The organism is Paraburkholderia sp. JPY465 (assembly GCF_050436725.1).
GTDB classification, from domain to species: domain Bacteria; phylum Pseudomonadota; class Gammaproteobacteria; order Burkholderiales; family Burkholderiaceae; genus Paraburkholderia; species Paraburkholderia youngii.
On record NZ_JBNDMT010000006.1, the window covers coordinates 934,914 to 960,459 of the forward strand.

Annotated in this window: 22 protein-coding genes and 2 pseudogenes; 11 read left to right on the top strand and 13 right to left on the bottom strand. The window is 62.3% G+C overall.

Going from position 1 to position 25,546, the window contains the following annotated elements; genetic code table 11:
- The first annotated feature begins 16 nt into the window (after positions 1-16).
- The 3 genes from tssH (at position 17) to QFZ94_RS37600 (ending at position 4,191) form a co-directional block, all read left to right on the top strand.
- The gene (gene tssH, locus QFZ94_RS37590) at positions 17-2,701 is read left to right on the top strand and encodes a type VI secretion system ATPase TssH (protein WP_429463019.1); all 2,685 of its coding nucleotides are present in this window, start codon (positions 17-19) and stop codon (positions 2,699-2,701) included.
- 436 nt (positions 2,702-3,137) lie between these two features.
- Positions 3,138-3,521 (top strand): PLDc N-terminal domain-containing protein, encoded by a 384-nt coding sequence (locus tag QFZ94_RS37595; protein WP_013093882.1) that lies wholly within the window; start codon positions 3,138-3,140, stop codon positions 3,519-3,521.
- Between the two features lie 115 nt (positions 3,522-3,636).
- Positions 3,637-4,191 (top strand): hypothetical protein, encoded by a 555-nt coding sequence (locus QFZ94_RS37600; protein ID WP_429463020.1) that lies wholly within the window; start codon positions 3,637-3,639, stop codon positions 4,189-4,191.
- Positions 4,192-4,199: 8 nt separating this feature from the next.
- Here QFZ94_RS37600 and QFZ94_RS37605 read toward each other — a convergent pair whose 3' ends face one another.
- Positions 4,200-5,786, bottom strand: coding sequence for a phospholipase D family protein (locus tag QFZ94_RS37605; protein WP_429463021.1), 1,587 nt, complete (start codon positions 5,784-5,786; stop codon positions 4,200-4,202).
- Positions 5,787-6,036: 250 nt separating this feature from the next.
- On the opposite strand from QFZ94_RS37605, the gene QFZ94_RS37610 reads away from it, so the two are divergent.
- Complete coding sequence (locus tag QFZ94_RS37610) at positions 6,037-6,825, top strand: hypothetical protein (protein ID WP_368582585.1); 789 nt, start codon at positions 6,037-6,039, stop codon at positions 6,823-6,825.
- Positions 6,826-6,864: 39 nt separating this feature from the next.
- Here QFZ94_RS37610 and QFZ94_RS37615 read toward each other — a convergent pair whose 3' ends face one another.
- Positions 6,865-8,142, bottom strand: coding sequence for a hypothetical protein (locus tag QFZ94_RS37615; protein ID WP_429463022.1), 1,278 nt, complete (start codon positions 8,140-8,142; stop codon positions 6,865-6,867).
- 455 nt (positions 8,143-8,597) lie between these two features.
- Between QFZ94_RS37615 and QFZ94_RS37620 the strand changes: the two genes are divergently transcribed.
- The 5 genes and pseudogenes from QFZ94_RS37620 to QFZ94_RS37640 all read left to right on the top strand — a co-directional run bounded on the left by QFZ94_RS37620 (position 8,598) and on the right by QFZ94_RS37640 (position 13,110).
- Entirely contained in the window at positions 8,598-9,671 is a 1,074-nt protein-coding gene (locus tag QFZ94_RS37620) for an AI-2E family transporter (RefSeq protein WP_429463023.1), read from the top strand.
- Positions 9,672-9,794: 123 nt separating this feature from the next.
- Positions 9,795-10,328: a helix-turn-helix domain-containing protein gene (locus tag QFZ94_RS37625; protein ID WP_429463024.1), complete on the top strand. Its 534-nt coding sequence runs from the start codon at positions 9,795-9,797 to the stop codon at positions 10,326-10,328.
- Positions 10,329-10,472: 144 nt separating this feature from the next.
- A complete protein-coding gene (locus QFZ94_RS37630; RefSeq protein WP_429463025.1) occupies positions 10,473-11,840 on the top strand; it encodes an MFS transporter in 1,368 nt (455 codons plus the stop codon).
- A 12-nt stretch (positions 11,841-11,852) separates the two neighbouring features.
- Positions 11,853-12,608: pseudogene (locus QFZ94_RS37635) on the top strand (metal-dependent hydrolase family protein); the annotation flags it as partial.
- 88 nt (positions 12,609-12,696) lie between these two features.
- Entirely contained in the window at positions 12,697-13,110 is a 414-nt protein-coding gene (locus tag QFZ94_RS37640; protein WP_368582580.1) for a VOC family protein, read from the top strand.
- A gap of 108 nt (positions 13,111-13,218) precedes the next feature.
- On the opposite strand, the gene QFZ94_RS37645 is transcribed toward QFZ94_RS37640, so the two are convergent.
- The 6 genes from QFZ94_RS37645 to QFZ94_RS37670 form a co-directional block, all read right to left on the bottom strand.
- On the bottom strand, positions 13,219-13,611 hold the full coding sequence (locus tag QFZ94_RS37645) for a 2-oxoglutarate dehydrogenase (protein WP_429463026.1): 393 nt from the start codon (positions 13,609-13,611) through the stop codon (positions 13,219-13,221).
- Between the two features lie 57 nt (positions 13,612-13,668).
- Complete coding sequence (locus QFZ94_RS37650) at positions 13,669-15,504, bottom strand: S10 family serine carboxypeptidase-like protein (protein ID WP_429463027.1); 1,836 nt, start codon at positions 15,502-15,504, stop codon at positions 13,669-13,671.
- Positions 15,505-16,028: 524 nt separating this feature from the next.
- Positions 16,029-16,397: a DUF2784 domain-containing protein gene (locus QFZ94_RS37655; RefSeq protein WP_410851032.1), complete on the bottom strand. Its 369-nt coding sequence runs from the start codon at positions 16,395-16,397 to the stop codon at positions 16,029-16,031.
- A gap of 74 nt (positions 16,398-16,471) precedes the next feature.
- Entirely contained in the window at positions 16,472-18,145 is a 1,674-nt protein-coding gene (gene treA / locus QFZ94_RS37660; RefSeq protein WP_429463028.1) for an alpha,alpha-trehalase TreA, read from the bottom strand.
- Between the two features lie 361 nt (positions 18,146-18,506).
- Positions 18,507-19,307 carry a transporter substrate-binding domain-containing protein gene (locus QFZ94_RS37665; protein ID WP_368582575.1) on the bottom strand — a complete coding sequence of 267 codons (801 nt, stop codon included), beginning with the start codon at positions 19,305-19,307 and terminating at the stop codon, positions 18,507-18,509.
- Between the two features lie 209 nt (positions 19,308-19,516).
- Positions 19,517-20,272 carry a DeoR/GlpR family DNA-binding transcription regulator gene (locus QFZ94_RS37670; RefSeq protein WP_429463029.1) on the bottom strand — a complete coding sequence of 252 codons (756 nt, stop codon included), beginning with the start codon at positions 20,270-20,272 and terminating at the stop codon, positions 19,517-19,519.
- A 79-nt stretch (positions 20,273-20,351) separates the two neighbouring features.
- On the opposite strand from QFZ94_RS37670, the gene QFZ94_RS37675 reads away from it, so the two are divergent.
- Positions 20,352-20,951 (top strand): NUDIX domain-containing protein, encoded by a 600-nt coding sequence (locus tag QFZ94_RS37675; RefSeq protein WP_429463031.1) that lies wholly within the window; start codon positions 20,352-20,354, stop codon positions 20,949-20,951.
- On the opposite strand, the gene QFZ94_RS37680 is transcribed toward QFZ94_RS37675, so the two are convergent.
- Positions 20,934-21,668 (bottom strand): haloacid dehalogenase type II, encoded by a 735-nt coding sequence (locus QFZ94_RS37680; RefSeq protein ID WP_429463659.1) that lies wholly within the window; start codon positions 21,666-21,668, stop codon positions 20,934-20,936. The genes QFZ94_RS37675 and QFZ94_RS37680 overlap by 18 nt on opposite strands.
- A 223-nt stretch (positions 21,669-21,891) precedes the next feature.
- On the opposite strand from QFZ94_RS37680, the gene QFZ94_RS37685 reads away from it, so the two are divergent.
- Positions 21,892-22,338, top strand: coding sequence for an SRPBCC family protein (locus QFZ94_RS37685; protein ID WP_429463032.1), 447 nt, complete (start codon positions 21,892-21,894; stop codon positions 22,336-22,338).
- A gap of 116 nt (positions 22,339-22,454) precedes the next feature.
- Here the strand turns inward: QFZ94_RS37685 and QFZ94_RS37690 are convergent, their stop codons facing one another.
- The 4 genes and pseudogenes from QFZ94_RS37690 to QFZ94_RS37705 form a co-directional block, all read right to left on the bottom strand.
- Positions 22,455-23,147, bottom strand: coding sequence for a CBS domain-containing protein (locus QFZ94_RS37690; protein WP_429463033.1), 693 nt, complete (start codon positions 23,145-23,147; stop codon positions 22,455-22,457).
- Between the two features lie 367 nt (positions 23,148-23,514).
- Positions 23,515-23,765 (bottom strand): annotated as a pseudogene (locus QFZ94_RS37695) (transposase); the annotation flags it as partial.
- Between the two features lie 861 nt (positions 23,766-24,626).
- Positions 24,627-25,025 (bottom strand): RcnB family protein, encoded by a 399-nt coding sequence (locus tag QFZ94_RS37700; RefSeq protein ID WP_368582569.1) that lies wholly within the window; start codon positions 25,023-25,025, stop codon positions 24,627-24,629.
- A gap of 155 nt (positions 25,026-25,180) precedes the next feature.
- Positions 25,181-25,522 carry a DUF4148 domain-containing protein gene (locus tag QFZ94_RS37705; RefSeq protein ID WP_429463034.1) on the bottom strand — a complete coding sequence of 114 codons (342 nt, stop codon included), beginning with the start codon at positions 25,520-25,522 and terminating at the stop codon, positions 25,181-25,183.
- Positions 25,523-25,546: the final 24 nt, after the last annotated feature.

Here is a 25,546-nt window from a genome sequence, read left to right on the forward strand (position 1 = left end):
TACCTGCAACTTCATCATGTCCATTTCACGCCACGCGTTGTTCGGCAAGCTCGGTGCGACGCTTTTCAGGAGCATCGAATCCGCTACGGCGTTTTCCAAGCTGCGCGGCAACCCGTATATCGAACTGGTGCACTGGCTGCACCAACTGCTCGCGCAGTCCGATAGCGATCTGCACCGCATCGTCAGACACTGCGGCATCAGCCGCGAGCTGCTCGAGCGCGACCTGCAGAGGGCACTTGCCGCGCTGCCGTCCGGCGCGAGCGCGCTCACGGATTTTTCGCATCATGTCGAGATGGCAATCGAGCGCGCGTGGATCGTCGCGACGCTGGCATTCGGCGACGGGCGGATTCGCGGTGCATGGCTGATGGCGGCGCTGGTCGAGACGCCGGAATTGCGGCGCTTGCTGCTGGCCATTTCGCCGGAGTTCGGCAAGATTGGCGTCGACGGCCTTCACGATGCGTTGCCGGCGTGGATCGACGGTTCCCCCGAAGAGAAGGACACCCCGTACGACCAGAGCGACTTTTCGTCCGCGGTGCCGGGCGAGGCGTCCGGTGCGCTCGCAGCATCGGCGAAGGGCGCGGCACTGGCGCAGTTTTGCGCGGATCTGACCGCACGCGCGCGCGCCGGTGAAATCGATCCGGTGGTTGGCCGCGAAGTCGAGATTCGCACGATGATCGACGTGCTGGTGCGGCGGCGTCAAAATAATCCGCTTCTGACCGGCGACGCCGGGGTTGGCAAGACGGCGGTCGTCGAAGGGCTCGCGCGCGCGATCGCGGCGGGCGAAGTTCCGCCGAAACTCGCCGACGTGCGGCTGTTGAGCCTCGACGTGGGTGCGCTGCTTGCCGGCGCGAGCATGAAGGGCGAATTCGAGGCCAGGCTGAAGTCGGTACTCGAGGAGGCGGCGAAGTCGGCGACGCCGGTCGTGCTGTTCGTCGACGAGATTCACACGCTGATCGGCGCAGGCGGTCAGGCCGGCACCGGCGACGCGGCAAACCTGCTCAAACCGGCGCTCGCCCGCGGCACGTTGCGCACGATCGGCGCGACGACGTGGGCCGAGTACAAGCGGCACATCGAGAAAGACCCGGCGCTCACGCGGCGCTTTCAGGTGCTGCAGATCGCCGAGCCCGACGAGCCGTGCGCGATCGATATGGTCCGCGGACTCGCGCGCACGCTCGCGAGCCATCATGGAGTCGTACTTCTCGACGAAGCGATTCGCGCAGCCGTGACACTGTCGCATCGCTATATTCCGTCGCGTCAGTTGCCGGACAAGGCGATCAGCCTGCTCGACACCGCCTGCGCGCGCGTCGCGCTATCGCAGCACGCGCCACCGCGCGAATTGCAGCGAATTCGCGAGCGGTTGCAAGCCGCGCGCGTCGAAGCCGGGCTGCTCGGTAACGAGGTGCGTATCGGGCTTGGCAGCGAGACCGAGCTGGCCGACGTCAACGCGGCCATCGCAACGCTCGAGTTCGAGGAACGTGTTGTCGAAGCCGCCTGGCAGACCCAGTCGGAGGCGGCGAAGGCGCTCGCTGGCGCACGCGAGGCCGTGAGCGCGCGAGCCGCAGAAGGCGGCCCTGAGCCCGACGCGCGCGATAGCGCGGCGAGCGAGCTGCAGACGTTGCGCGAACTGGAGCGGACGTTATCGAACCTGCAGGCGGATGCGCCATTCGTGTTTCCGGAAGTCGGCGAAGCGATCGTCGCCGACATCGTCTCCGACTGGACCGGTATTCCCGTCGGACGCATGCTCACCGACGAGGTCAGCGCCGTTCAGAGGCTGCCCGCCACGCTGGCGGCGCGCGTGATCGGCCAGCACGACGCGTTGCAGCAGATCGGCGAACGCGTGCAGACGGCGCGCGCCGGGCTCGCGGACCCGCGTAAGCCACTCGGCGTCTTCCTTCTCGCGGGACCGTCCGGCGTCGGCAAGACGGAGACCGCGCTCGCGTTGGCGGAGGCGCTCTACGGCGGCGAGCAGAATCTCATCACGATCAACATGAGCGAATACCAGGAGGCGCATACGGTCTCGGGACTCAAGGGCGCGCCGCCGGGCTACGTCGGCTACGGCGAGGGCGGCGTGCTGACCGAAGCGGTGCGCCGACGTCCGTACTCGGTCGTGCTGCTCGACGAGATTGAAAAGGCGCACGGCGACGTGCACGAAATGTTCTACCAGGTGCTGGACAAGGGCTACATGGAAGACGGCGATGGTCGCTATATCGATTTCCGCAATACGACCATCCTGATGACCAGCAATGTCGGCGCCGATCTGAGCGCGAGCCTATGCGCGGACGAAATGCTTGCGCCGGATTTTGACGGTCTGCGTTCCGCGCTTGCGACAGAATTGCTGAAGGCGTTTCCGGCCGCCTTCCTCGGGCGCGTGACGCTGGTGCCGTATCGTCCACTGGGCTCGGATTCGCTCCCGCGGATCGTGCGTTTGCATCTCGATCGAGTCGTTCGGCGCATCGCGGGCAACAACGGCATCGCGCTGAGTTATGCGTCGGAGGTGGTCGACTACATCGTCGGGCGCTGCCTCGTGCAGGGGACCGGTGCGCGTCTTTTGATCGGCTTTATCGAACAGCACGTGCTGCCGCGCCTCGCACGGCAGTGGCTCGATGCATTTGCAGCGAAAAGCGCGCTCACGCATATGACGATCGAGGTGACCGATCCGGCTGCGGCGCCTGCTGACGCGTTCGTGGTCCGGGCTAGCTAGCCGCTGACGCATGCTCCGGGCTTATTCAGGTTTGTTGACGAAAATGAACGGCGGCGGGCCATTCAATCGATGCATCTCGCAAACATTTTTTTTGGGCATTTTTTTTGCATAGCAATAGCGCTGGCATTTGACATCGTTTTTACATCATGCATGCCCAATGCCATGCGGCATGATCGCCAGATCGTCGGAAATCGCCAATCGAAGGGAATCCTTAAAAAGTACTCGCGCTACTTGATCGGAATAGTCTATAAAGACAAAAAGGTCCGCATCATGCGCATGTCTTTCATACAGTATGAATGCACGTGCCCACTCGGCATGCGGTCATGGTAGATTTTCAGCGCTGCCATGCTAATCGTATGCGCCATCCATAGCGGGCAACCATAGGTCGAAATCCGTTACGCCTTTCAATTGCAACCGGAATGACTGGAGAACAACAATGCTCTTCTTTAATGATGGTTTCACATTCCCGAATTTTCTGGCCGACGTTTTCTCCATCTTCATCTTTATCCTGTGGTTCTGGCTGTTGATCACGGTGTCGAGTGACCTGTTCCGCCGTCATGACGTGTCCGGATGGGGCAAGGTTCTGTGGGTAATTTTCCTGATCATCCTGCCGTATATCGGCATCTTCGCGTATCTGCTCACGCAACATCGCGGCATGGCGGAACGCGATCAGGCGCGGGCCAAGCAGGTGCGCGAAGATCTGCGCAATGTGGTGGGCTTCAGTGTCGCCGACGAAATCGAGAAGCTCGACAAGCTGAAAGCGTCCGGTTCCATTTCCGCGGACGAGCACTCGCGTCTGCGCGCGAAGCTCGTGCAGTAAGCGTCGGTTACCTGAGTGCAGCCATCGGCGAGCGGGCACACAGCCCGTGTCGCCTTGGCTTGTGCACGGTGAGGTTTTGCCGATCGACGCGCGATCGAACGTAACGGGAGGAACCATGCTTACCCGAGTCGCCCACGTTCGAAACGCTGTTGCGCGTACCGCACGCACGCCACTGGTTTTGCGCCGCGCCGCGCTCACGTGCCTGACGGCGTTGATGCTCGCGGCTTGCGCGCAACCGTGGCAGCAATTCCAGGCTGGCCAGGATCAAGCGGCGATCATCGCCCGCATGGGTCCGCCGCGCGAAACCTATGACCTGCCCGGAGGCGGCCGCCGGCTGATGTGGCCGACCCAGCCGATGGGCTCGACCACGGTCGCCGCCGACATCGACGCTTCAGGCAAGATCGTGAGCGTGCGGCAAGTGTTGCAGTTGAGCGAATTCAATCGCGCGGAAATCGGCAAATGGACGCGCGAGGATGTGCTGACCAATTTCGGCCGCCCCGTGCAGACGCAGTTTTTCCGGCTCTCGCAACGCGAAGTCTGGTCGTACCGCTACATCGAAAACAACATCAACCACATGCTGTTCAATTTCGCGTTCGACACCAATGGCGTGTTGCGCGCGACGCAGCGCTCGCCCGATCCATTGAGGGATCGCGATTGGCGACGATTCTGAACCGCGCTCTATAGCAACGACTCAATTGGCATGATCGACAGCATCCATACACCGAGCCGCGCGTACCACGTCGTGTTCGGTTCGGTGTTGTGGCGGGTTTCGACACCGTCGTTGGTTTCGATCCAGTACAACTTGCCGTTGGCGTCGAGATGCACTGCGTACGCGACTGTCGGCAGCAGCGCGAGAAATTTGCGATCGACCCGCGTCGCGAGATCGGGGCTGTCGATCACGAGGCCAAGCTCGGTATTCAGATGCGCGGAGCGCGGATCGAAGTTGAACGAACCGACGAAAACCCGCTGGGAATCGACGATGAAAGTTTTCGCATGCAAGCTCGATCCGGAACTGCCGAACGGCCCCGGCGACTGTTCTTTCTTCTGGGTGACGCCCGCCACGCGCCGCAATTCATACAGGTGCACGCCGTCTTGCAGCAACTCGACGCGCCGCCTGATATAGCCCGAGTGCACGGCGGCGACATCGGTCGCTTCGAGCGCGTTCGTCAACACGCGTACATCCACTCCCTGGGCGGCGAGGCCGCTCAGATACTGCGTGCCCGTATTCGCCGGCACGAAGTAGGGCGAGACGAGGTCGAGCGACTTCGTCGGCTGGCCCATCACTTCGCGTAGCTGGTGCGGAATCAGCGCTTCCGGCGGCGCGTCGTTCAGGCCTTTCGCGGGGTCGTCGCTGATCATCTTCGTTTTGGCCCAATCGAGCGGCAGCTTGTGATCGAGCAGGTTCTGCACGACGCGCGGACCGCGCAGCGCTTCCTTGTACTCCGCGGCGGCGGGGTCCTGTTCGATCGCCTGCGCATCACGCTCCAGCGTGGCCAGCTCATCGACGCTCTCGTGCGGCAGGATCTTGTCGACCGGATACGCCGACGCGCTGGCCCAGTAGCGGTCGAAATCGCGCGACACGTCGGCCGCGGCCGGTCCGATCGCGAGGACATCGAGGTCGGCGAACACGACGCCGTCGGTGGCATCGAAGTACTCGTCGCCGATGTTGCGGCCGCCGAGGATCGTCGCGGTGGCGTCGGCGGTCAGGGACTTGTTGTGCATGCGCCGATTGGCGCGCGAAAAGTCGGTTACGAAGCCAAGGAATTTCGGGCTGCGCACGACGAACGGGTTGAACAGGCGTACCTCGATGTTCGGATGTGAGTTGAGCGCCGAGAGTGTCGGGTCGAGCGCGGACGCGATGCCGAGATCGTCGAGCAGCAGGCGCACCCGCACGCCCCGGTCCGCCGCTTCGTGAATCTGTTCGAGCAGCAGCGTGCCGGTCAGATCGTCGCGCCAGATGTAGTACTGGATGTCGAGCGTGCGTTGCGCGGAACGGATCAGGTCCATGCGCGCGGCAAACGCAACATGCGCATCCGCGAGCGGATAAATGCCCGCGAGCCCCGCATGCGCGGCCAGCTCGGGCGCGACCGCGCGACCGAGATCCGTGGTGGCCGCGACCGCGGGAGATAATGCATGCGACTCCTTGCGGTCCTCGAGCGACGGTAACCGTGCGCAGCCGGCGAGCAGGCTTGCGCACAGAAGCGCGCACAGCGCGCCCTTCCATCGACGATGCGGGAACGACGGGCGGTATGTCTGCGCTTGCATGGAGTCCGGGTCTTCCTTTGGGTCGCGCGTTCTTGCACGCAGCTTGCATTGGTTGAGAAGAATACTATGAGCGCATGCCCATCGGTGCGCCGCCCGCCGCTCTTGTTGCGCCAGGCGCTTTGTCCGATGATACGGGCAGGCTGCGCGAATTCGAACGGGGGCCAACCCGGCCGCGCATCGGCCTCAAGAGGCGTAAAGGTCCGGTTCACGGCGCCTTCGAGCGTTTCGCCCCACTGTGGAGTCGAGCAACGTGAAGATCTCCCGCTTGCTGCTGGCTAGCGTGCTGCTTTTCGTGGCGGGCAGCGTGCTGCAGATGATATGGCCGCTCGCGCAGCCGGCCGCGTATCACCACTTCGCCGATCAGCGCTCGCTGGGGCCGCTGCAGCATGCGGCGGACGTGCTGTCGAACGTCGTCATTCTGATCGCCGGCGTGCTCTGTTTGCGCTGGGTCATGCGGCATGCGTCGAACCAGCCGGCGCAATTCCCCGGCATGGTCGTCGCCGCGGTCGGGCTGCTGTTCACCGCGTTCGGTTCCGCTTACTACCACATGGCGCCGAACGACGAGACGCTCGTCTGGGATCGCCTGCCGATGACGATCGTGTTCGCCGGCATCCTCGCGATGCTATGGACGTCGTGGAGCGGACAACGCGTCGGCTGGGCGCCGATGTTGATCATGGTGGTCGTGTCGCCCGCCACCGTCGGCTACTGGCTGGTGTTCAACAGCCTGTGGCCTTACGCGATTCTTCAGTTCGGCGGGCTCATGCTGATCGTCGGCATGACGCTCACGCGCAAGGTGGACGGCGTGATCGCATGGACGCTCGTGATCGTCTTCTACGGGGTCGCGAAAATTTTCGAAAGCCTCGATTGGCAGATATGGGAGCTCACGCATCACGTGATCGCCGGCCATGCGTTGAAGCATGTGTCGAGCGGTCTCGCCGGCGCGTCGATGATTCTGGTCGCGAACGCGGCGCCGCGCTCCGTTGCGGGCATCGTGCCGCGCCGGCCGGGCGGCATCGGGCATTCGGGTACGCCGCGTTGAAGCCGCGTCACGGCGAAGTGACGCGGCCTGCGGCCGATGTTACTGCGGTTCGTACCACGAATACGTCGCCAACGTGCTCACCGGCGGTGTGCCGATCTGCAGCGTGATGTCGCGCAACGACGTCAGTTGGATATTGCGCAAGTCGCCCATATAGCGGCGCGAGTCGCCGTTGTCGTTGATATACGCGACCACGTCGCCCATGATGCCCGCGACGTTCGTGCTCGTCAGCGGCTCGCCCCAGATATCGAAGAACTCGCCGAGCGTATAGGTCTTTGCGTCCGGCGTTTCGATATGGATGATGCCCGTGTTGTCGTGCGTGTGCATTTCATACGTGCATTGCGACAGGATGCCGACGTTCGCCGGCAATGCGAGCCACTGCCCGTCCTTGATGATCGCGAGGTGCGCGTGCACGTGATACAGCACACTCATGTTCGGCGCGCAGGTCAGGCCATCAACAGGCGTGCCGTTGCCGCCCGTCGACGTCGTGCCGTTCGGCCAGAACGACGAGCCGACCACGCCTCCGAAGACGAGCGTGATCGGGTTCGGGTCGAACGGCGGCGGATCGGTCCACGTATAAGTGGGCACTTGTGTGACTGGCGTGCCGACCATGATCGTGATTTCGTCGTGCGGCTTGAGCACGAGGCTCGCGGGGTCGCCCGTGTATTGCGTGAGCGTGCCGCCGTCGTTCACATAGATCGCGATCGGCGAGGCGGTCAGGCCCGCCACGTTCGACGCACTCAGCGGCTCGCCCCAGATCGAGAAGAACTGGCCGAGCGTGTAGGTGGCGCCGGTCGTCGCGTCCATATGGATCTTGCCGCTCGAATCGACCGTGTGCACCGGATATGCGCAGCCAGTCGGCGCGGAGACGGTCGGCTGGACCATGCCGATGTTGGGCGGCAGCGTCAGGAGTTGCCCGTTCTGGTAAATCGAGACGTGCGCATAGGTGTACGCGGTGCTGCGCAACCCGCAGTTCAGTCCGCCGACAGGCTGACCTGTACCGCCCGTTGCCGTGGCGCCCGCGGGCCAGATGGCGGCGCCGAGTGTCGTGCCGTCGATGATCGGCGTCGCGGCGGCGAGCTTGGGCGTCGTCGCGCTTGCGTCCGATGCGCCCGACGGGCTCGACGCAGGAGTTGGACTCGATGCCGGTGTCGGACTCGACGCGGGCGTTGGACTCGATGCGGGGGTGGTTGCTCCGGCTGCGCCGTTCGAGCCGGTGCCGCCCAGCTCCGCGCCGCTGCCGCCACCTCCGCCGCCACAAGCGGACAATGTCCAGATCAGACCCAATGCAAGGAATCGCGACCCCAGCCGTTGCAGCATCTCGTTCTCCATGCCGTGAATTGAGAGGGATGCGTGCAGCGGACATCGCGCACAGACCTTGTGCGGACATCGCACCGCGACGCGCGGCGCGGGCTTCGCTGCGTGGATTTGACCAAGCGCTACCACCGCGTGGCGCAGGCGCTCGCGTCGGATCACGTCAGGTGGTTGAAACCGATTAAAACAGCGTAACAGATGGTTTCACGAGCGAAGGCGGCTCATCACAACGTTTCGCGACATTCTGCTGGCGCATTTCGCGGTATCGGCCTGAAGCTTGCGGACGGAACGATCTGGCGCGCTTTTGTATGAGCTGTCATCGTTCTGTGCGAAGATCGGTTCTGTCCATCGCGCGGCCCGCTGTGTAACGGGCTCGTACGGCGGGCGCGTGCGCGGCGAGCGCCGTCGTCCTCGGGTTGAGCTCGGGCGCACCTGTTTGCGGATTCATGGAGCACTGACCAATGACCGACAGATTGCAAGCGTCCGTATACGTAGTGCTGCTGCTGCTGATTGTGGGCTGGGTGCTGTATATCGGGCGTGCGGTTTTCGTGCCGATCGTGTTCGGCGCGATCGCGGTGTACCTGGTGGTCGACCTCACGCGGCTGCTGCAACGCATTCCGCTGATCGGCCCGCGGCTGCCGGTGCAGTTGCGCTATGGGTTGTCGATGTTCCTGATCTGCGCCGCGATTTTCTTCGCGGTCGACATGCTGGTCGCCAACTACGACGCGCTCGTCGCGCTCGCGCCGCGCTACCAGGACTCGGTCTTGCTGATGATCCACAAGATCTCGACGCTGCTGCACCTCGAAAGCGAGCCGACCTGGGAGTCACTGCGGCGGAACATACTCACGCAGCTGAACATTCAGGCGATGGTGACAGGCCTGCTCGCGTCGCTGTCGTCGATGATCATCGACCTGTTCGTGATCGTGCTGTATGCGAGTTTTCTGCTGTTCGAGCGCCGCACGTTCGGCGATAAGCTGGCGAACATGACCGCCAATTCGACCAACGCGGCGCGCATCCGGGGCGTGGTCATCGACATCAACCGGCGCATTGGCGCCTATCTCGCGCTGAAGACGTTTCTCGGCGTGCTGCTCGGCGCGCTCTGCTGGCTTGCGATGCGCAGCGTCGGCCTCGAGTTCGCCGGGCTGTGGGCGATACTGACCGCGCTGCTGAACTATGTGCCCTATATCGGCTCGGTGCTCGCGGTTGCGTTCCCGGTGCTGATGTCGGTACTGCAGTTCGGCGACCTGAATTCGATCCTGATCGTGCTGGTGTCGCTGTCCGCGATTCACTTCGTGATCGGCAATATTCTCGATCCGTATCTGACGGGCAATTCGCTGAACCTGAGCCCGTTCGCGATTGTCGCGAGCATGGCGGTGTGGTCGGCGTTGTGGGGCGTGCCGGGCGCTTTTCTCGCGGTGCCGATCACCGCCAGCATGACGATCATTTTCTCCGAGTTCGAAATGACGCGGCCGGTCGCGGTGCTGCTGTCGAAAAACGGCCGGCTCACTTACGGCAAGACTGAGCAGACCGCGTGAAGCGATCGCCGCTTCACGCCACGCTGGTCCGCGCGCGTCACGTGGAATCGCGTGATAACGCGCGATAGCCGCGATACCGACGTCATTCTCGGCGGCATCGGCTATCGGTTCTAACGCGAACTCATGTCCCGCTCACACGACCCTGAAGTCCAGCCCCTTCCGATCCCGGGCAGCGCCGAAGCGCTCGAAGACCCTGCGTTGCTGCGCCGCCTGCTGCGCGCGAAAGACCGCATCGATGCCGCGTCGCACGAAGCCTGGCCGGTACGGCGCCTGGCTGAAGTCAGCGGCGTGTCGGAAGCGCACTTCGCGCGTTCGTTCAAGCGGGCCTTCGGCATGCCGCCGCACCGCTATCTGTTGACGCGGCGTATCGAGCAGGCCACCACGCTGCTGCGTGACACCGACCTCGGTATCACGGACATCGCGTTCGCGACCGGCTGGGAAAGCCTCGGCACCTTCGGCCGCGTGTTTCGCGACATCACCGGGCTAAGCCCGAGCGAGATGCGCGTGCAGGCACGCGCCAATCAGGCCGAACTCGATCGCGTGCCCGCCTGTGTGCTGAAGGCCGCGCAACGTCCGGACCTGACGACCGCGGTTCTGGAAAAGCGCCGTCGCGCGAATGGCAACGCTGCCGAGCCTGCTGCCGGCGAGAAGTCGTGAATCAGGCAGTGCTCGCGCACGCCGCGCCGTGATGCCGGAATCCGCATGTTCGATGCAGTTTCCAACCAAGACCCGCCCATTTGGGCTTCCTATACTCGTTCGACCAAGCCCGGTGCCACGGCGCCCCCTTTCTGAAAGGAAGCTATGTCGACGATTCCCGCGCGTATAGAGCGCCTGCCGTACTCGAGCTTTCATCGCAAGCTGCTATGGATGGGAGGACTCGGCTACGTCTTCGATGCGATGGATGCTGCGGTACTAGCCTTCATGCTGCCAGTGCTGCGCGACCAGTGGCATCTGAGCAGTGTGCAGACCGGCGTGCTCGGCAGCGGCACCTTCATCGGCTACTTCTTCGGCGCCGCGCTCGCCGGCATCCTCGGCGACGTGATTGGCCGCCGCAAAGTGATGGTGTGGGCACTGATCATCTACTGCCTCGCATCGCTCGTCAGCGCCACTGCGCAGAACTGGCCTTTCTTCATGGCGACACGCATCGTCGCCGGGCTCGGCACCGGCGCCGAAAGCGCGATCGTCGCGCCCTTCCTGTCGGAGTTCTGCGCGCGCAAATATCGCGGCACCTTCACCGGCAGTCTGGCGGCGTTCTTCTCGTTCGGCTTCGTGTTTGCCGCGATACTCGGTTACCTGGTCATACCGCTCGCGCCCGACGCCTGGCGAGTCGTGTCGGTGATCACCGCACTGCCGATCGTCATGCTGCTGTGGTGGCGGCGCGCGTTGCCCGAATCACCGCGCTGGCTCGACAGCCGTGGCAGAAGCGCCGAAGCCGAGGTGATCGTCGAACGGATGGAAGCCGTGGTACGCGCCGCCGGCTTGCCGCTGCTGCCGGAGCAAGCGCAGGGAGCGAGCGCGCCAGCCCCCGTCGCGTCCGGTACGCCACTGGCTAAACTCAAGGCGCTGTGGTCGCGGCAACTGGCCGGCATCACCGCGATGGCCTGGTTGATGTGGCTGTCGATCACGTTCAGCTACTACGCGTTCTTTACGTGGATTCCCGGACTGCTGGTGCAAAACGGCATGACGATCACGCGCAGTTTTTCGTATTCACTGGTCATGTACCTCGCGCAGATTCCCGGCTATTTCTCGGGCGCGTGGCTCAATGAAAAGATCGGCCGCCGCGCAACCATCGTCACGTACATGGCGCTCGGCGGATTCTCCGCGTTGGGGCTCGCGCTCACGCACAGCGATGCCGAGATTCTGACCTCGGGCTTTTTGCTGTCGTTCTTCATGAACGGGACTTATGCCGGCGTCTATGCGTACACGCCCGAGGTGTTTCCCACCGAAGTGCGCGCGACCGGTATGGGCGTCGCTTCGGCGATCGGCCGCCTCGGCGCGATCGCCGCGCCGATCCTGGTCGGATTTCTGTATCCGCGGCTGGGCTTCGTCGGGGTTTTCGGCGGTACGACGCTGGTGCTGATCATCGGTGCGCTCGCCGTTCTGATCATGGGCGTGTCCACTCGCGGCCGGTCGCTCGAAGAAATTGCCGCGATGCGCCTGAATCGCTGAACCGCTGATACTGCGCTGAGCCGGGTCGTCGATGGCGTCGACGCGTTGCGCCGCGCGGTGCGCGAAGAACTGCAGATGGGCGCCGACCAGATCAAGATCATGGCCTCGGGCAGCGTCGCGTCGCCGACCGATCCGATCGGCGCGCTCGGCTACTCGGAAGACGAGATTCGCGCGGTCGTCGCCGAGGCCGAGGCGCGCGGCACCTATGCGATGGCGCATGCCTATACCGCTGAATCGATGCGTCGCGCGGTGCGCTGCGGCGTGCCCACGATCGAGCACGGCAATCTGATCGATGCGCCGACCGCCGATCTGATGGCCCAGTGCGGCGCGTACGTGGTGCCCACGCTGGTGGCTTACGAGGCCTTGCATGTCGAGGGCGTGCGCTACGGCCTGTCGGCCGGGAGCGCGGCCAAGATCGACACCGTGCGTGAAGCCGGCCTGAAGTCGCTGGAGATTTTCAAGCGCGCCGGGGTCAAGATGGGCTTCGGTTCCGATCTGCTCGGCCCGGGCCATCGGATGCAAAGCGACGAGTTTTCGATCCGCGCGCAAGTGCTGAGCCTCGCCGAGATCATCGGCAGCGCCGCCACCATCGGCGCCGAGATTCTCGGCATGACGGGTAAGCTGGGACGCCTGACACCGGGCGCCTATGCCGACGTGCTGGTGGTCGACGGCGATCCGTTGCACGATTTGAGTTGTCTGACGGGCCAGGGCGAGCGTATCCCGCTGGTGATGAAGGGCGGGCGCATCGAGTTCAACGAATTGCATTGAACCGGCGCGCGAGCCGAGCGCAGTTTTGGAGAAGCGCCGCCTGGTGGTCAGCGATACAGTCGAGCCCTCAACCACCGACGGAGGAGTCATGAATCAGGGAATCAATGTGGTCGGTTTGTACGTCGACGATCAGGACGCGGCGCTTTCGTTCTACGTCGACAAGCTCGGCTTTCGCGTCCACACGGACGTGCGCAACGGCGCTTACCGCTGGCTCACGGTCCAGCACCCGGAGCAGCCGGCTTTCCAGTTGGGCCTGTTCGCGCCGGGGCCGCCGATCCACGATGAAGCGACCGCGCAAACGCTGCGCGCGATGGTCGCGAAGGGAGCGATGCCGCCGTTGGTGCTGTCCGTTGCCGACTGTCGCGCGAGCTACGAGCAATTGAAGGCGCGCGGCGTGGAATTCACGCAGGAACCGGTGGATCGTTTCGGCAGCGTCGATGCGGGCTTTCGCGATCCGGCGGGCAATGGATGGAAGATGATCCAGGCGGCGGCGGGGAAGTGAGCATAAGGGATCCGCGCGGCGCGTAGTCACAGACGGCCGACGACGCGTCGCACGATCGCGCCGCGCCGCCGGCCGTCCCTCCTACGGGACCGAAGGACTAACCGAGCATCACTGCTGATGCTGCTGCAAATACTGCCGCACCTCGTTCAACGTCACACGGCCCGAATGCGCGCTATCGATCTCGTCAAAATGCCTGGCGATATAGCCGAGCCCATTGCTTTGCGCCTCGGCCTTGGTGATCGACGAGCCGTTGCTGAGCACCGAATTCGCGCCCAGCCTGCTCTCCATGAGCTGCTGAGCCTGCTGCTGCAGCGTCGAGCCGGTGGTCGGCGCGACCGCGCTAGCACGGTTGTGCGGAAAGAACGGACCGTCGACGCCGTGTCCGCCGTGGGGTAGCGTCACGGGCGCCACGGGCTGAGGCGGCAGCGCGTGCGCACTACCGACGACCACACCGAGGACGATCAACGCCAGCGTACGTCGCAAGATATCGATTGAAGACATGATGATTCGCCATAAAAAGTAGTCGGAGGATTTCGCGCGAAGCGAAACCGCCATCGATCAGGGCGCGGCCGCGGCGACCGCCTCGCTCGTCGGCGTGGCGGCGGGTGCTTCGTCTGCCCACGGCTGCGGCAGCGTCGCGAGCGTGAGTGCGCCCGCTATCGGCGTGCCGCCATAGAAGGCCGCCAGATCCGCCTTCATCTGCGGGCGCGCCACGTCGTCCAGATAAATCATATGCCCGCCCTGGAAGAAGTTGACCTGCAGATCCGGCTCGAGGCCCTGCACCGTCTTCAGTCGCGCGAGCTGCTTCTCGGTATTGAAGAACGGCGTGGCCAGATCGTGGTAGCCGTTTTCCGCCAGCACCTTCAGTTGCGGATTGAGCTTCAGTGCGCCGAGCAGATCGGGGATCGTGTCGGGCAGCGGCTGGCCGCCGTGCGAGAAGTCCCACGCCTCGATGACCGCGTCGTTCAGCGGCATATACGCGGCGTTCGGCGCCGTGTAGCCGAGGTAATCCGGCATCTGCGTGGCCAACGCATTGGTGAACGGCAGCGAGATCAGGATGTCCGACGGGTCGCCATCGCTCTGCAGGCGCGAGTCCGAGTTGGGCAACGACACGCGACCATCGTAGCGGCCGATCGTCGAGCCCGGCACCAGCGTGATGTTGAACGGATTGATGTTGAAGTAGCCCTGCATCGCCTGCAACGTGAGGCCGGATTCGGCGTCCCAGATCTTCTCGAGCCACGTCGGCGGGAAGTTCGGCGGTCCCGCGTAAGTGGGCGCGCCGAGCTGGCTCAACGTCCAGTACAGCGAATAGTTCTTGAACAGGTTGTAGTTGGCGGTCACGAACGCCTCGCTGCGAAGCGCGTAAGTCGCCTGACTCACGGGCGCGGGCGACACCTGGTTGTAGTACGCCGCGACCTCGGCATAGCCCGGCATGTAGCCGCTCAACGTATCGGTTTCGAGCGCGAGCTGATCGGGCGAACCCGTGATCGCCACCGCTTCGATCGCATCCGCGAAGTAGTTCAGGATCGAAGACTGCAGCGTGATCCCCGTCAGATGCACGCCGGCCGATTCGAGCGCGAGCGCGAGGATGTCGGTGCGAGGCGTGCCGTACGATTCGCCGTACAGATAGATCGGCGAGCTGCTGCGCGAATTGACCGTCAGGTAGCGGATGATGAAGTCACGCATGATGTTCGCGTCCGCATCGGTGCTCCAGTAAGTCTTGTTGGTGTTCGGCAGGATCGCTTCGGAGAGGCCCGTGCCCGGCGGATCGATGAACACGAGATCGGTCGTGTCGATCAGGCTCTCGGTATTGTTCACGAGCGGGTAGTTCGGCCAGCTGGTGCCGTTCAGCAGCGGATCGGTGGTCGCGACGCGTGTCGGCGCGAACGATCCGAGGCGCAGCCAGATCGACGAAGAGCCCGGCCCGCCGTTATAGACGAACGTGATGGGGCGCGGCTTGCCATTCGTGCTAGGCGCCGTGTAGGCCACATAGGACATCGTCGCTTCGGGTGCGCCGCTCGTCAGATCCATTGCGGTCAGATGGCCGGTGGTCGTCGTGTAGTTGATGGTGGTGCTGCCGGACGTCCACTGGTAATGCATGATCGCCGCTTTCTCCGTGACCAGTGACGAGGCAATGCCGGATGTCGCGCTCGTCGAATAGGTGGTGAGATCGGTGTAGGGCTGGTTGGCGGACGGCGTCTGCGGCGCGGATGCGGCTTGCGCCTGATTGGCGACCTGCGCCATGCTGCCTGGAACCGCCGACGCCGACGAACCTCCATCGCTGCCGCCGCAGCCGGCGAGGATCACGATTCCGAGTGTCAGCGCGCTTAGCGCGGCTAGCCGGCCATGACGACGGACGCGGCCATCGTCGGTACTCCTTCTGTCTGGTTTCATCTCGTTCCCTGGTGAGTGATACCGCTACACAAAGGCCGCTTTTCGCCGGTCGCGCGCGTTGGAGAATCGAATCACCCGCACCGCACTCGAAGCACGCAGCGGTTGCATGGACAGCTTTTCCGCATTCATTAATTCAAATTGCTTGCGTTGATATTTCTATTTGCTTTCCCAATTTACCGATTGAATGGCCAAAGGAATTCCCTGTCGATTTATCTCGACATTTCAAGAGAAAATTGAAATTGAATGTTTCCGGTGCTTACAGCAAGAGTGAAAATAGGATGAGAAATGAGGTCTTGTCAAGGATAGAGCGGTGATTATGCTATTCGGGATAAAGAGGGCCGGTTAGCGAGCATTGGTGCGGCTTCGGCGGCTTGCGGTGTAGAAATGCTGTCCGGATTTATCCGAATTGCATTGGATTTTCGTGGTAAGTCATCGGAATTAATTGCGTTTGAAAAATATAATTAAAGTGTAAATTTAACCGGTTAAAGCGTGTATTCAGTCGAATTAAAAAGGCCGTATTCGAGTCACGCGCGTGGCCGAATTCGATACCAGGTAAGAAGCACCGCGAGCAGGAACGCGACATAGGCAACCACGAACACCCACGGCGGAAAGTCGTAATACAGCCAGGCGCTGACCCAGCGCTGTATGAAGCCTTGCGGACCCGCCGTGCCCGTGCGCAGATAGTCCTCCAGCACGGTCAACGGGCACGGCACATCGAGCACCGCGAGGGTCGCGACGATACCGATGGCGAGAACATGTACCGTCCGGAACACGCGATTGCGCGCCCACGGGAGTCGCAAACCGTGGGCGATCCAGATCGCGAATAGTCCGCCGACGATAAACACCACGATCAGCGCGTGCACTACGAGAACAAGATTGGCGAGCCAGATCATTCTGTTTCCACTGGGGATGTGTCTGGAATCATAAAGCCGACCTCAGTGCACTCGCCTGACCATGCCGCGGCGCGTCACTGCCCGTTGCCATACAGATCGAGCAGCATCAACGTCACGCCATTGGTCCACCCGAAGCCGTCCTGCAGCGGATACTCGCCACCCCCGCCGCCGCCTTCTCCCGCACCTTCGACGACGTACTTCTCGACGAGCTTGTGCTGCGTGTTGTAGACGTTCTGGACGTCCGCGAGAAAGCGCGTGCCGATCGACTGAGCGAGGTCCGCCCGTCCATAGCGCTTGAGGCCCTGAATCGCGATCCAGTGCAACGGCGCCCAACCGTTCGGCGCGTCCCATTGCTGCGTGGTGTTATAGATCGAGGTCGCGAGGCCACCCTGCTTGAGCAGCACGTTCTGCGCGGTCTGCGCAGTCTTCCACGCGCGATCGGGCCACGCCACGCCGGCCATCAGCGGATACAGCATCGCCGGTGTCTGGTTATCGCGTGACTTGCCGAGTTGCCAGTCGTAGTCGCCGTAGTAGCCCTTGCTATTCCATAGATAACGGTTGATGCCTTCCGCGCGCCGTGCCGCGTAGCCGATGAACTGCGCGACGCAATGGAAGTCGCGTGTCGTCGAGCAGCCGCGCGCGATCGTCGTCTCGAGATGGAATAACAGGCTGTTCAGATCGACGGGGATGATTGATGTCGTGCGTACCGTGGCGAGCGTCTGGTTGTCGCCGAACCAGCGTGAGCTGAAATCCCAGCCGCTTTCGGCGGTTGCGCGCAGATCGCGGTAGACCTCGTTGGCCGGCCGGCCGCTTGCCTGCGCGGTCTGCACGTCCTCCAGATAGGACTCGTCGCGCGGCGTATCCAGCTCGTCCCAGTAGCGGTTCAGCACCGTGCCATCGTTGAGCACGACCACATTGCGCGTCGCGCCGCCGCGCGGCGTGCTGGTCGAACCCTGCATCCAGTACGCGTATTCCTTGCGCAGCTCGGGCAGGTACTTCTGATAGACCTTATTGCCTTCCTTCTGCGCCGCGAGCTCGACCATATACGAGTAGAACGGCGGCTGCGAGCGGCTCAGATAGTACGTGCGATTGCCGTTCGGGATATGGCCGAACGTGTCGATCATGTACGCGAAGTTGTCGAGCATATCGTCGACGAGATCTTCACGTCCGGACTCCTGCAGCCCCAGCATCGTGAAATAGGTATCCCAGTAGTAGCCCTCGCGAAAGCGGCCGCCCGGCACGACGTACGGTTTCGGCAGCGGGATCAGCGAGCTGTAGTCGGGTGCGCTCGTCGTCGTGCGCGTGAGGCCGGTCCACAGCCAGTCGATGTGCTCGCGCAGACTCTGATTGGGCGGCGGCGTAATGCTCTGATCGGGCGGGGGAGTGAAGTACTGGCTGACGAATTTCTGTAGAGAAAAGCCGGACTGGTTCTTCTGCGTTTCGTATAGCTGCACGATCGCGGCAGGACTGCCATTCGGCGTCGAGTCGACGAAGGTCTTCTGATCGTTGAAGATCTGCGCGGTTTGCACGGCGACGAACAGATCGCCGTACAGGATGTCAGGCGCGGGCGGCAGCGCGGCGCCCACCTGGGTATCGGCCAGGCAGTTCGCGGATGCGAACACGAGCGTGGCGATGCAGGCGACGCCGAGCGTGATCGGCGAACGTCGCGGCACGAAGTACTTATTCGAGCTGGGGAAGAGATGTGCTTTGGATGCGGTGCTGGTGCGAGACAGTGATTGAATGCTCATGATGCCTCCAAGGTTGTGGGCATGTCACTGGTCTCTTCGCACGCCATTCGACGTCGTCTTCCGACGACATTCGAGTCCGGCACGAGGTGGCCGGATCAACGGCTCCGAAAGCATCGCACGCTTTCGAAGCATCAGGCAACTGCGGCGCAGCACATCCTCTATGCACTCAGCATGAAGAATGAAACGTGATGAACGAAGGGGAGGTTGCGCGCAATCGCGGATCTGCGCGTGCTTCGTGATTCGAAGCAATGGAAGCGTTGATTGCGAGCGATTGCGCGAGAAAAACCGCTCGCCGAGCAAGCGACGTACCCGCGTCGACCATTCTGCAGGCCGGCGCGGGTACGGGGGAACAACGAGAAATTTACTGCGCGAGAGGCTGCGTCACGTCGGTGCCGAACCAATGCATCGAGATCTTCTTGAGCGTGCCGTCCTGCTTCATTTGGGTCAGCGCATCGTCGATTGCTTTCGCGAACTTGGGATTGTCCTTGCGGAACGGGATGCCCATTTCCTGATCGGCGCCTTTTAACACCGCGCCTGTACGCAGAGGCAATTGCGAGTTCTTGATGATGTACGGCAGCATCAGCCGGTCGTCGATCGTCGCGTCGATACGCTTGGCGGCGAGATCGCGCAGCTTCTCGGGTGCGCCCGGATAAGTCTGCACGTTGATGCCGGGCACTGCGCGCGCCATCTGGTCGTAGTTGGTGCCGAGCGTCACGCCGATCTTCTTGTCACCCTTGAATTCATCGAGCGATTTGAACTCACGCTTGTCGTCCGCCCGTTGGATCAGTTGCGCGGCCGAGTACGTGTACGGCTGGCTGAAATCAAGAACCTGTTTGCGTTGCGGGGTAATGGTGACCTGATTGATGATCACGTCGAATTTGCCACTCTGCAGCGCCGCGATAATGCCGCTCCACTCGGTCGGAATGAACTCAGGTTTCACCCCGAGCTTCGCTGCCAGGGCTTTCGCGACATCGACGTCGAAGCCTTCCAGTTGACCGTCCTTGTTGCGCGAGTCGAACGGCGGATAGGTGCCTTCTAGACCGATCTTCAGGACTCCAGCCTGTTTGACCGAGTCGAGCAGATCTTCGGCATGAGCCGCGATTGCGGTAAAGCTGAAGGCGGAGATGGCTAGCGCGTTAATCAGCAGCTTCGAAAGTTTCATTGAGTGTCTCCTCTGTACTTGAGTATCAGGCTGCACAACGCAACGATTTCATCATCGTGTTCACACCCCCGACTGTTCCGTTTCGTGGAACCTGTCGGGGTGCGGCGTCATCCTAGCACTCCAAAAGTCGTCTGTTTTATCTTTGTTCGGAGCGGGGAGCGACGCTTTGAGCCCACGATCATGCGAATCGGTCAATTCGTGAAGACACCCTACGCCCTCACCACGCTCACCCCAGCCGCTTCGATCGGCTTCGTCAATTCCGCGCTGGTCTTCTTCTCGACCACGATGGTTTGCGCGAGCGTGATCTCACCGATCACGAACCGCGACGCGGCGTTCAGTTTCGACGCCGACGCGAGCACGACCGTTTCCGCCGCGCGCGCGGCGAGCGCGCGCTTGATCGCGGCTTCCTCGAAGTCGCCGGTGCTCAGCCCTGCGCTCGGATGAACGCCGGTCACGCCCATGAAGTACAGGTCGGCATGAATGCGCGAAATGCCTTCCATTGCCGCGGCGCCGACCGCCACGATCGAATGCTTGTAGAGCCGCCCGCCAATCAGGATCACGTCGACGCAAGGATGCGCGGCTAGCGCCGTCGCGACGCTCGGACTGTGCGTGACGATGGTCGCGCGCAAATCGGCCGGCAGCTCCTGGACCAGTAGCGCCGACGTGGTGCCGCCGTCGACGATCACCGTTTGCCCCGGCACGATCAGCTCGACGGCTCGCCGCGCGATGCGCCGCTTGGCGAGCGTCTCGATGTCCTGACGCTGCTCGAATGACGCGAGCGCCGCAGACGCCGGCAACGCGCCGCCGTGGACCCGCTGCAAGCGCCCCTCCGCGGCCAGTTCGCGCAGATCGCGGCGGATCGTATCTTCCGACACGCCAAAGGCCACGCTCAACTCGCCAGCGAGCACCTGCCCGTTGCGCGCCAGCTCGTCGAGGATCGCTTTCTTGCGTTGGGTGGTCAACATTCGATTGCACGAAATCGCTTGAAATTGCACGAAGTTGCACGATACCATGAATCATCGTCGATGCTCGACAGGAGGCACCATGATTGCAACGAAAGACCGGGTACGCATCGTCGGCACGACCTTGCTATCGGACGACTGGTACACGCTGAAGAAAGTGACCTTCGACTTCCTGCGCCGCGACGGAACCTGGCAGCGCCAGAACCGCGAGACCTACGATCGCGGCAACGGCGCGACGATCCTGCTGCACAGTCCATGCACCGGCAACGTGATACTCACGCGCCAATTCCGCATGCCCGCGTTCGTGAACGGTCACGACGGCATGATGATCGAAGCGCCGGGCGGATTGCTCGACGACGCTTCGCCGGAAGAGCGCATCCGGCTCGAGGTCGAGGAGGAAACCGGGTATCGCGTCGGCGAGGTCCGCAAGGTTTTCGAGGCCTACATGAGCCCGGGTTCCGTGACCGAAAAGCTGTACTTCTATGTCGGCGAGTACGACGCGTCGATGCGCGTCAACGATGGCGGCGGCGTCGAAGATGAAGGGGAAGATGTCGAGGTGATCGAAATGCCGTTGCAAGCCGCGTTGCGAGCGGTCGAGGCAGGGGAAATCGTCGACGGCAAGACGATCATGTTGTTGCAGTACGTCGCTTTACGTGGGTTTGCGTCAGCGCGGGCAGCCTAGTTGCGTCGCGAGTTCGTGCAGATCGCCGACGACGAAGTCCCACGCCTCTTCAGCCTTCAGATCGCTCGTCTGCTGCGGGCCATGCTCGGTGGGCCGCAGCACGAACGCGGTGCTCAGACCGACGCGCCGGGCAGCGGCGAGATCGTTGTTATGCGCGGCAACGAGACATAGCTCACGCGGTGCGATGCCGAGAATTTCCGCCGTTTCGCTATAGACCCGCGGCGAGGGCTTATAAGCGCGGACGACTTCGGCGCCGAGAACGGCATCCCAGGGCAGACCGGCACGCTTTGCCATGTCCACCATCAGGCGAATGTTGCCATTCGATAGCGGCGCGATGATGAAGCGCGCCTTCAGGCGCTGCAATGCGTCGACGGAATCGGGCCACGGGTCCAGCCGATGCCAGGCGAGGTTCAACTCATCGATCTCGGGTTCAGTAACGTTGACGATGCCCAAACGCGTCAGCACTTTGACGAGGTTTTCCCGGTGCAGCACGTCGAGTCGCACATACGGTCTGCGTCCGCTTCGCACCTCTTCCATCGCGGGCGAATACTCGCGTCGCCATGCGTCTGCGAAATCGGATGCGTCGAGATTCGGCGCGTACCGCTGCAGAAACGGTTGCGCTTCACGGGCGACGCCGCTTCGCCAGTCAACCACGGTTCCGAACACATCGAACACCAAAGCTTTGATGGTGGTTTGGCTGGTCGAGTCGACGCCCATAATTGTCCTTTGCGGGTATGGCACGAACAATCCATCTTAGGCGAAAAGAACGCACGCGTTGGTGGCATCGCGGCTGAGTGGACGCATGGGTCGTCATGAACGAGGAGCCGCGCAGGTGCTGAGAACCGTCCAGGGTTTTGCCTGGTCTCGCGCGTGTCGATTCCCGCAACGGCGGCGCGTCGTGACAGTATGTTCAACCCCTCCAGTGAAAGGCACACTCATCATGGCTACCGGAACCGTCAAATTCCACCGTGTTTTGCGCACGATGCCCGAGCGTATCTATCGAGCGTTCCTCGAACCCGCCGCGATCGCGAAATGGTTGCCGCCGTATGGTTTCACCTGCGATGTGCATCAGATGGATGCACGCGTCGGCGGCACCTACAGGATGTCGTTTCATAACTTCGGCTCGGGCAAGGGTCACTCGTTCGGCGGCGAGTACCTCGAATTGGTGCCGTTCGAAAAGATCCGCTACTCGGACTCTTTCGACGATCCGAATCTTCCCGGTCAGATGCATACGACCGTTTCGTTGCGGCAGGTGTCGTGCGGGACCGAACTGAACATCGTGCAGGAGGGCATTCCCGAGATGATTCCGGTCGAGATGTGTTACCTCGGCTGGCAGGAGTCGCTCGCGCAACTGGCGAAGCTGGTCGAGCCGGAGATCCCGGACTGACATTCAATAGCGGTCGCTTGCTCCGTCATCCAGCAAATAAGCGAGCCCGGCGCGGTCCCAAACCGCGCCGCCCGCACTCAACCCGGGAAGGTTCGGCACTTTGACGGGCGCGCCGGCTACATCGTCGGAATCACACTCGGCGACTCCAGATGGCTCTCTACCCGCTTGATGCCCGGCACGTTTTCCGCGGCGATGCGGATCGCGCGCTTCTCCTCATCGGATTCGATGATGCCCCACAGATGCGCGACGCCGTCCTTGACGAATACACCTTGTTTCGCGAGCCCCCAGCGCTTTCCGTGCATCTCGTGCACGATTGCGTCGCGCAGGCTCGCGTCGTCGTGCGAGCCGGTGTCGATTATCGGCTCGACGGAGGCGAGCGCGCGGATCAGGTTCGAGCGGCTGACGATGCCGACGAGCTGCCCATCCTTCAGCACCGGCACGCGTTTCAGATGCCGGCGCTCCATCAGGTCGGCGATCTGGTGCAGCGGCATGTCTTCGGGAATCGAAATGACGTTCTCGCACATCACGTCGCCGACCACATGCCCATGCTCCTTGATATACCTCGCGGCCTGCTCGCGCGCCGACGAGGACAGCAGTTCGAGCCACCATCGACGTTTGCCGTGCCCGGTGCCGTTTTCCACACGATGCAGCAGATCGCCCTGGCTGACGATGCCTATCACCTGCCCATCGGCGCCGAGCACCGGCATGCCGCTGATGTGGTGATCGACGAACAGCTTCGCTGCGTCGTGGATGGTCATATCCGGTGTGGCGGTAATGACCGAAGAAGTCATGATGTCGAGCGCGCGCATGTTCTTCTCCTGTGCGGGCCGCGACGGGTCCTCATCGGTCGCACGCGTCGCGCGAGTTCGGCAGACGCACCGGGGACGAGGCCGCGGTGCTGAGGCGCCTTGAGTGTAGGTTAACTTTACCGGCTGGTACGCAACACAAGGCAGAACTTCCCGCTGCTAATGGGATACAACAACGTCGGCGGCGAACCATTTTCAATACGTGATTAACGACAAGGTCGGTTTCAGCCGGAATGTCGCTTAGTGCGTTGCAGCAATATTTGAGGTCGCCCGGAATGTAGGTGTCTCCAATGCCTCATCGCATCGCCTGGAAATGGTCCTGATGCCGGCGGTCTTGGCCCTGGTTCGGGCAGTCAGGGCCGAACGACCACCGGTCCAGTAGTCTGCGCTTGCCCGGTCTCATCGCAACATGCCAACGGGCTGCGTCTGCCTCGCCATCTTTTCAATTCCCTGCTGTCCGGCGTCAGTGCAAGCAGCGGTGGTGTCGTGCACATTGGCCGCCGTTGCAATGACTGTATGAACCGGTCCTGAGTCTGCGTCGACGCAGGCGTGCGATTTCATTCCGAAATTCCAGTTGCCGACTTTCTGCGTTGAGTGCATTCCCGTATCCCTGGTGCCCGTCTTGGCATTGAAGGCTCGAGCACCCACCGTTCAGCGGCAATTCAGGAACGCAATGCGCAACACCGTCCATCGAACTTTCAACGACGGCTGCAAGGTTCAAAGCATTATCTACTGGACCTCACGTTCGACTGTATTCGATCGACTCAACAAAACATGGCTCGTTCTGCAGACGATGAGTCGTCACGATATGAGCGACGAATCTCACAGAATCCGGACGTTCGAGGTATTGGGCACAGACATTCACTGATATGTTGTCGGCATGCCTCGTCGAGCAGCGATGCATCAATATCTGCGATCAGACTATCGCTCCATCCGCGATGGCTAAGAAGCGATCCGGCGGCATAGATAGCTTCGTTTTTCGTTGGACCAGCGTATCGTCGCCTCCGCACCGCGCAGCGCTCACGTTTCATCAACCTTTGGCTGATTTGCAATAGTTAGCGCCGCTGCTTCAAGGCTCGCTTCAGCGCGATTTCCAGTTCGAGGTGTTATCTGGCGTCCGAGAAGACTTCGCCTCATACGGCACCCAATCGTGAGATCGCACGCAAATTCTCGCTTGGCACTTAGAAGGGCATCAGAGGATCGCAGCGCGTCAGCATTCGCCCATACATTACATTGGGAAAATTGACCAGCGTGGCGACTCGGTCGGACCGGCGGTTGCAGATCTTGATAGATCAGGAGGAGTTTCATCGCGAACGGGCCGAGGATCACCGGCAAACTCGAAAAGACTGCACATCCTGCTTTGTAATCTTAGGCGAAGCCTCCGCATCCGGCACCCGGAGAATCTCACTGGCAAAGTTATCGTCGAATCTGTCGGCTATCTGCCCGGATGAATCGAACCCGTTTACATCGTTGCCGCCAATGCTAATGGCCGGAGAACAGGACCTCCGCAATGATGCCGCTCGCGACAGCGGCGAGCACGTAATCTCCGTTCACCCCGACCCAGTGATAACCGTGCGGCGGCGGTCGGAGGCCGTGACCACGCCAGTCGTCGACGACGTAGTTGCGATTGCGGTACTCGGGCGGAAGCCGATCGCCCTGACGCCAGTCGGCGTGCGGCATCGGGCCGCCCGGCCGGCCGTGATAGGCCTCATGCGGCATGGGGCCATGTCCGTGAACGGGCGGCGGACGCATGTCGTGTTGTTTGGGACCGTGCGCCGACCAGTCACTGCGATGCTGATTGTCGTGAGGCTGGGCGAAAGCGGGGATCGACGCACCGAGTAGGGTTGCAATCATGAGTTGCGCAAGCAATCTTGATTTCATGGCTGCCTCGAGAGGAGAATTGATCGAAATAAAACAGTGGCGTTTGACGGCGATTATGTTTCCCTAGCCGTTCAGCGGAGACGGTCAATGCGCACGCTCTCTGCGCACTTCGATGGAAAGACGGTCGGACGCAGGGCCGTCCGACCGTCAGCCGGTTAGTGACCGAAGTAAACCGAGCCCGGGCCGGTCCGAGCTGCTTCGCTCGTGTAGGCATGGCTGCCCGCTTCCGACGAACCGCTTACGACGCCACCCACTCCGGACGTGTCCCCGTGTTGCGCAGCAACCTTGGCTTCTGCAGCCTGAATGTCCGCTGGATTTTCGCGCGGGTTCGCACGGGCCGGGTTGTAGCCCGCTGCTTGTATTTCGACCAGTTGCTCACGGACTTCAGCGCGGGTTAGCGGATGGTTTGCTGCCGCGCTTGCTGCGGCGAAAACCGTAATCGGAGCAGCGAAGGCGATGGCGGCGACAAAGGCGGCGAGTTTGACGAGGGGCTTCATGGTTACTACCTCCTTGGTTGTTGG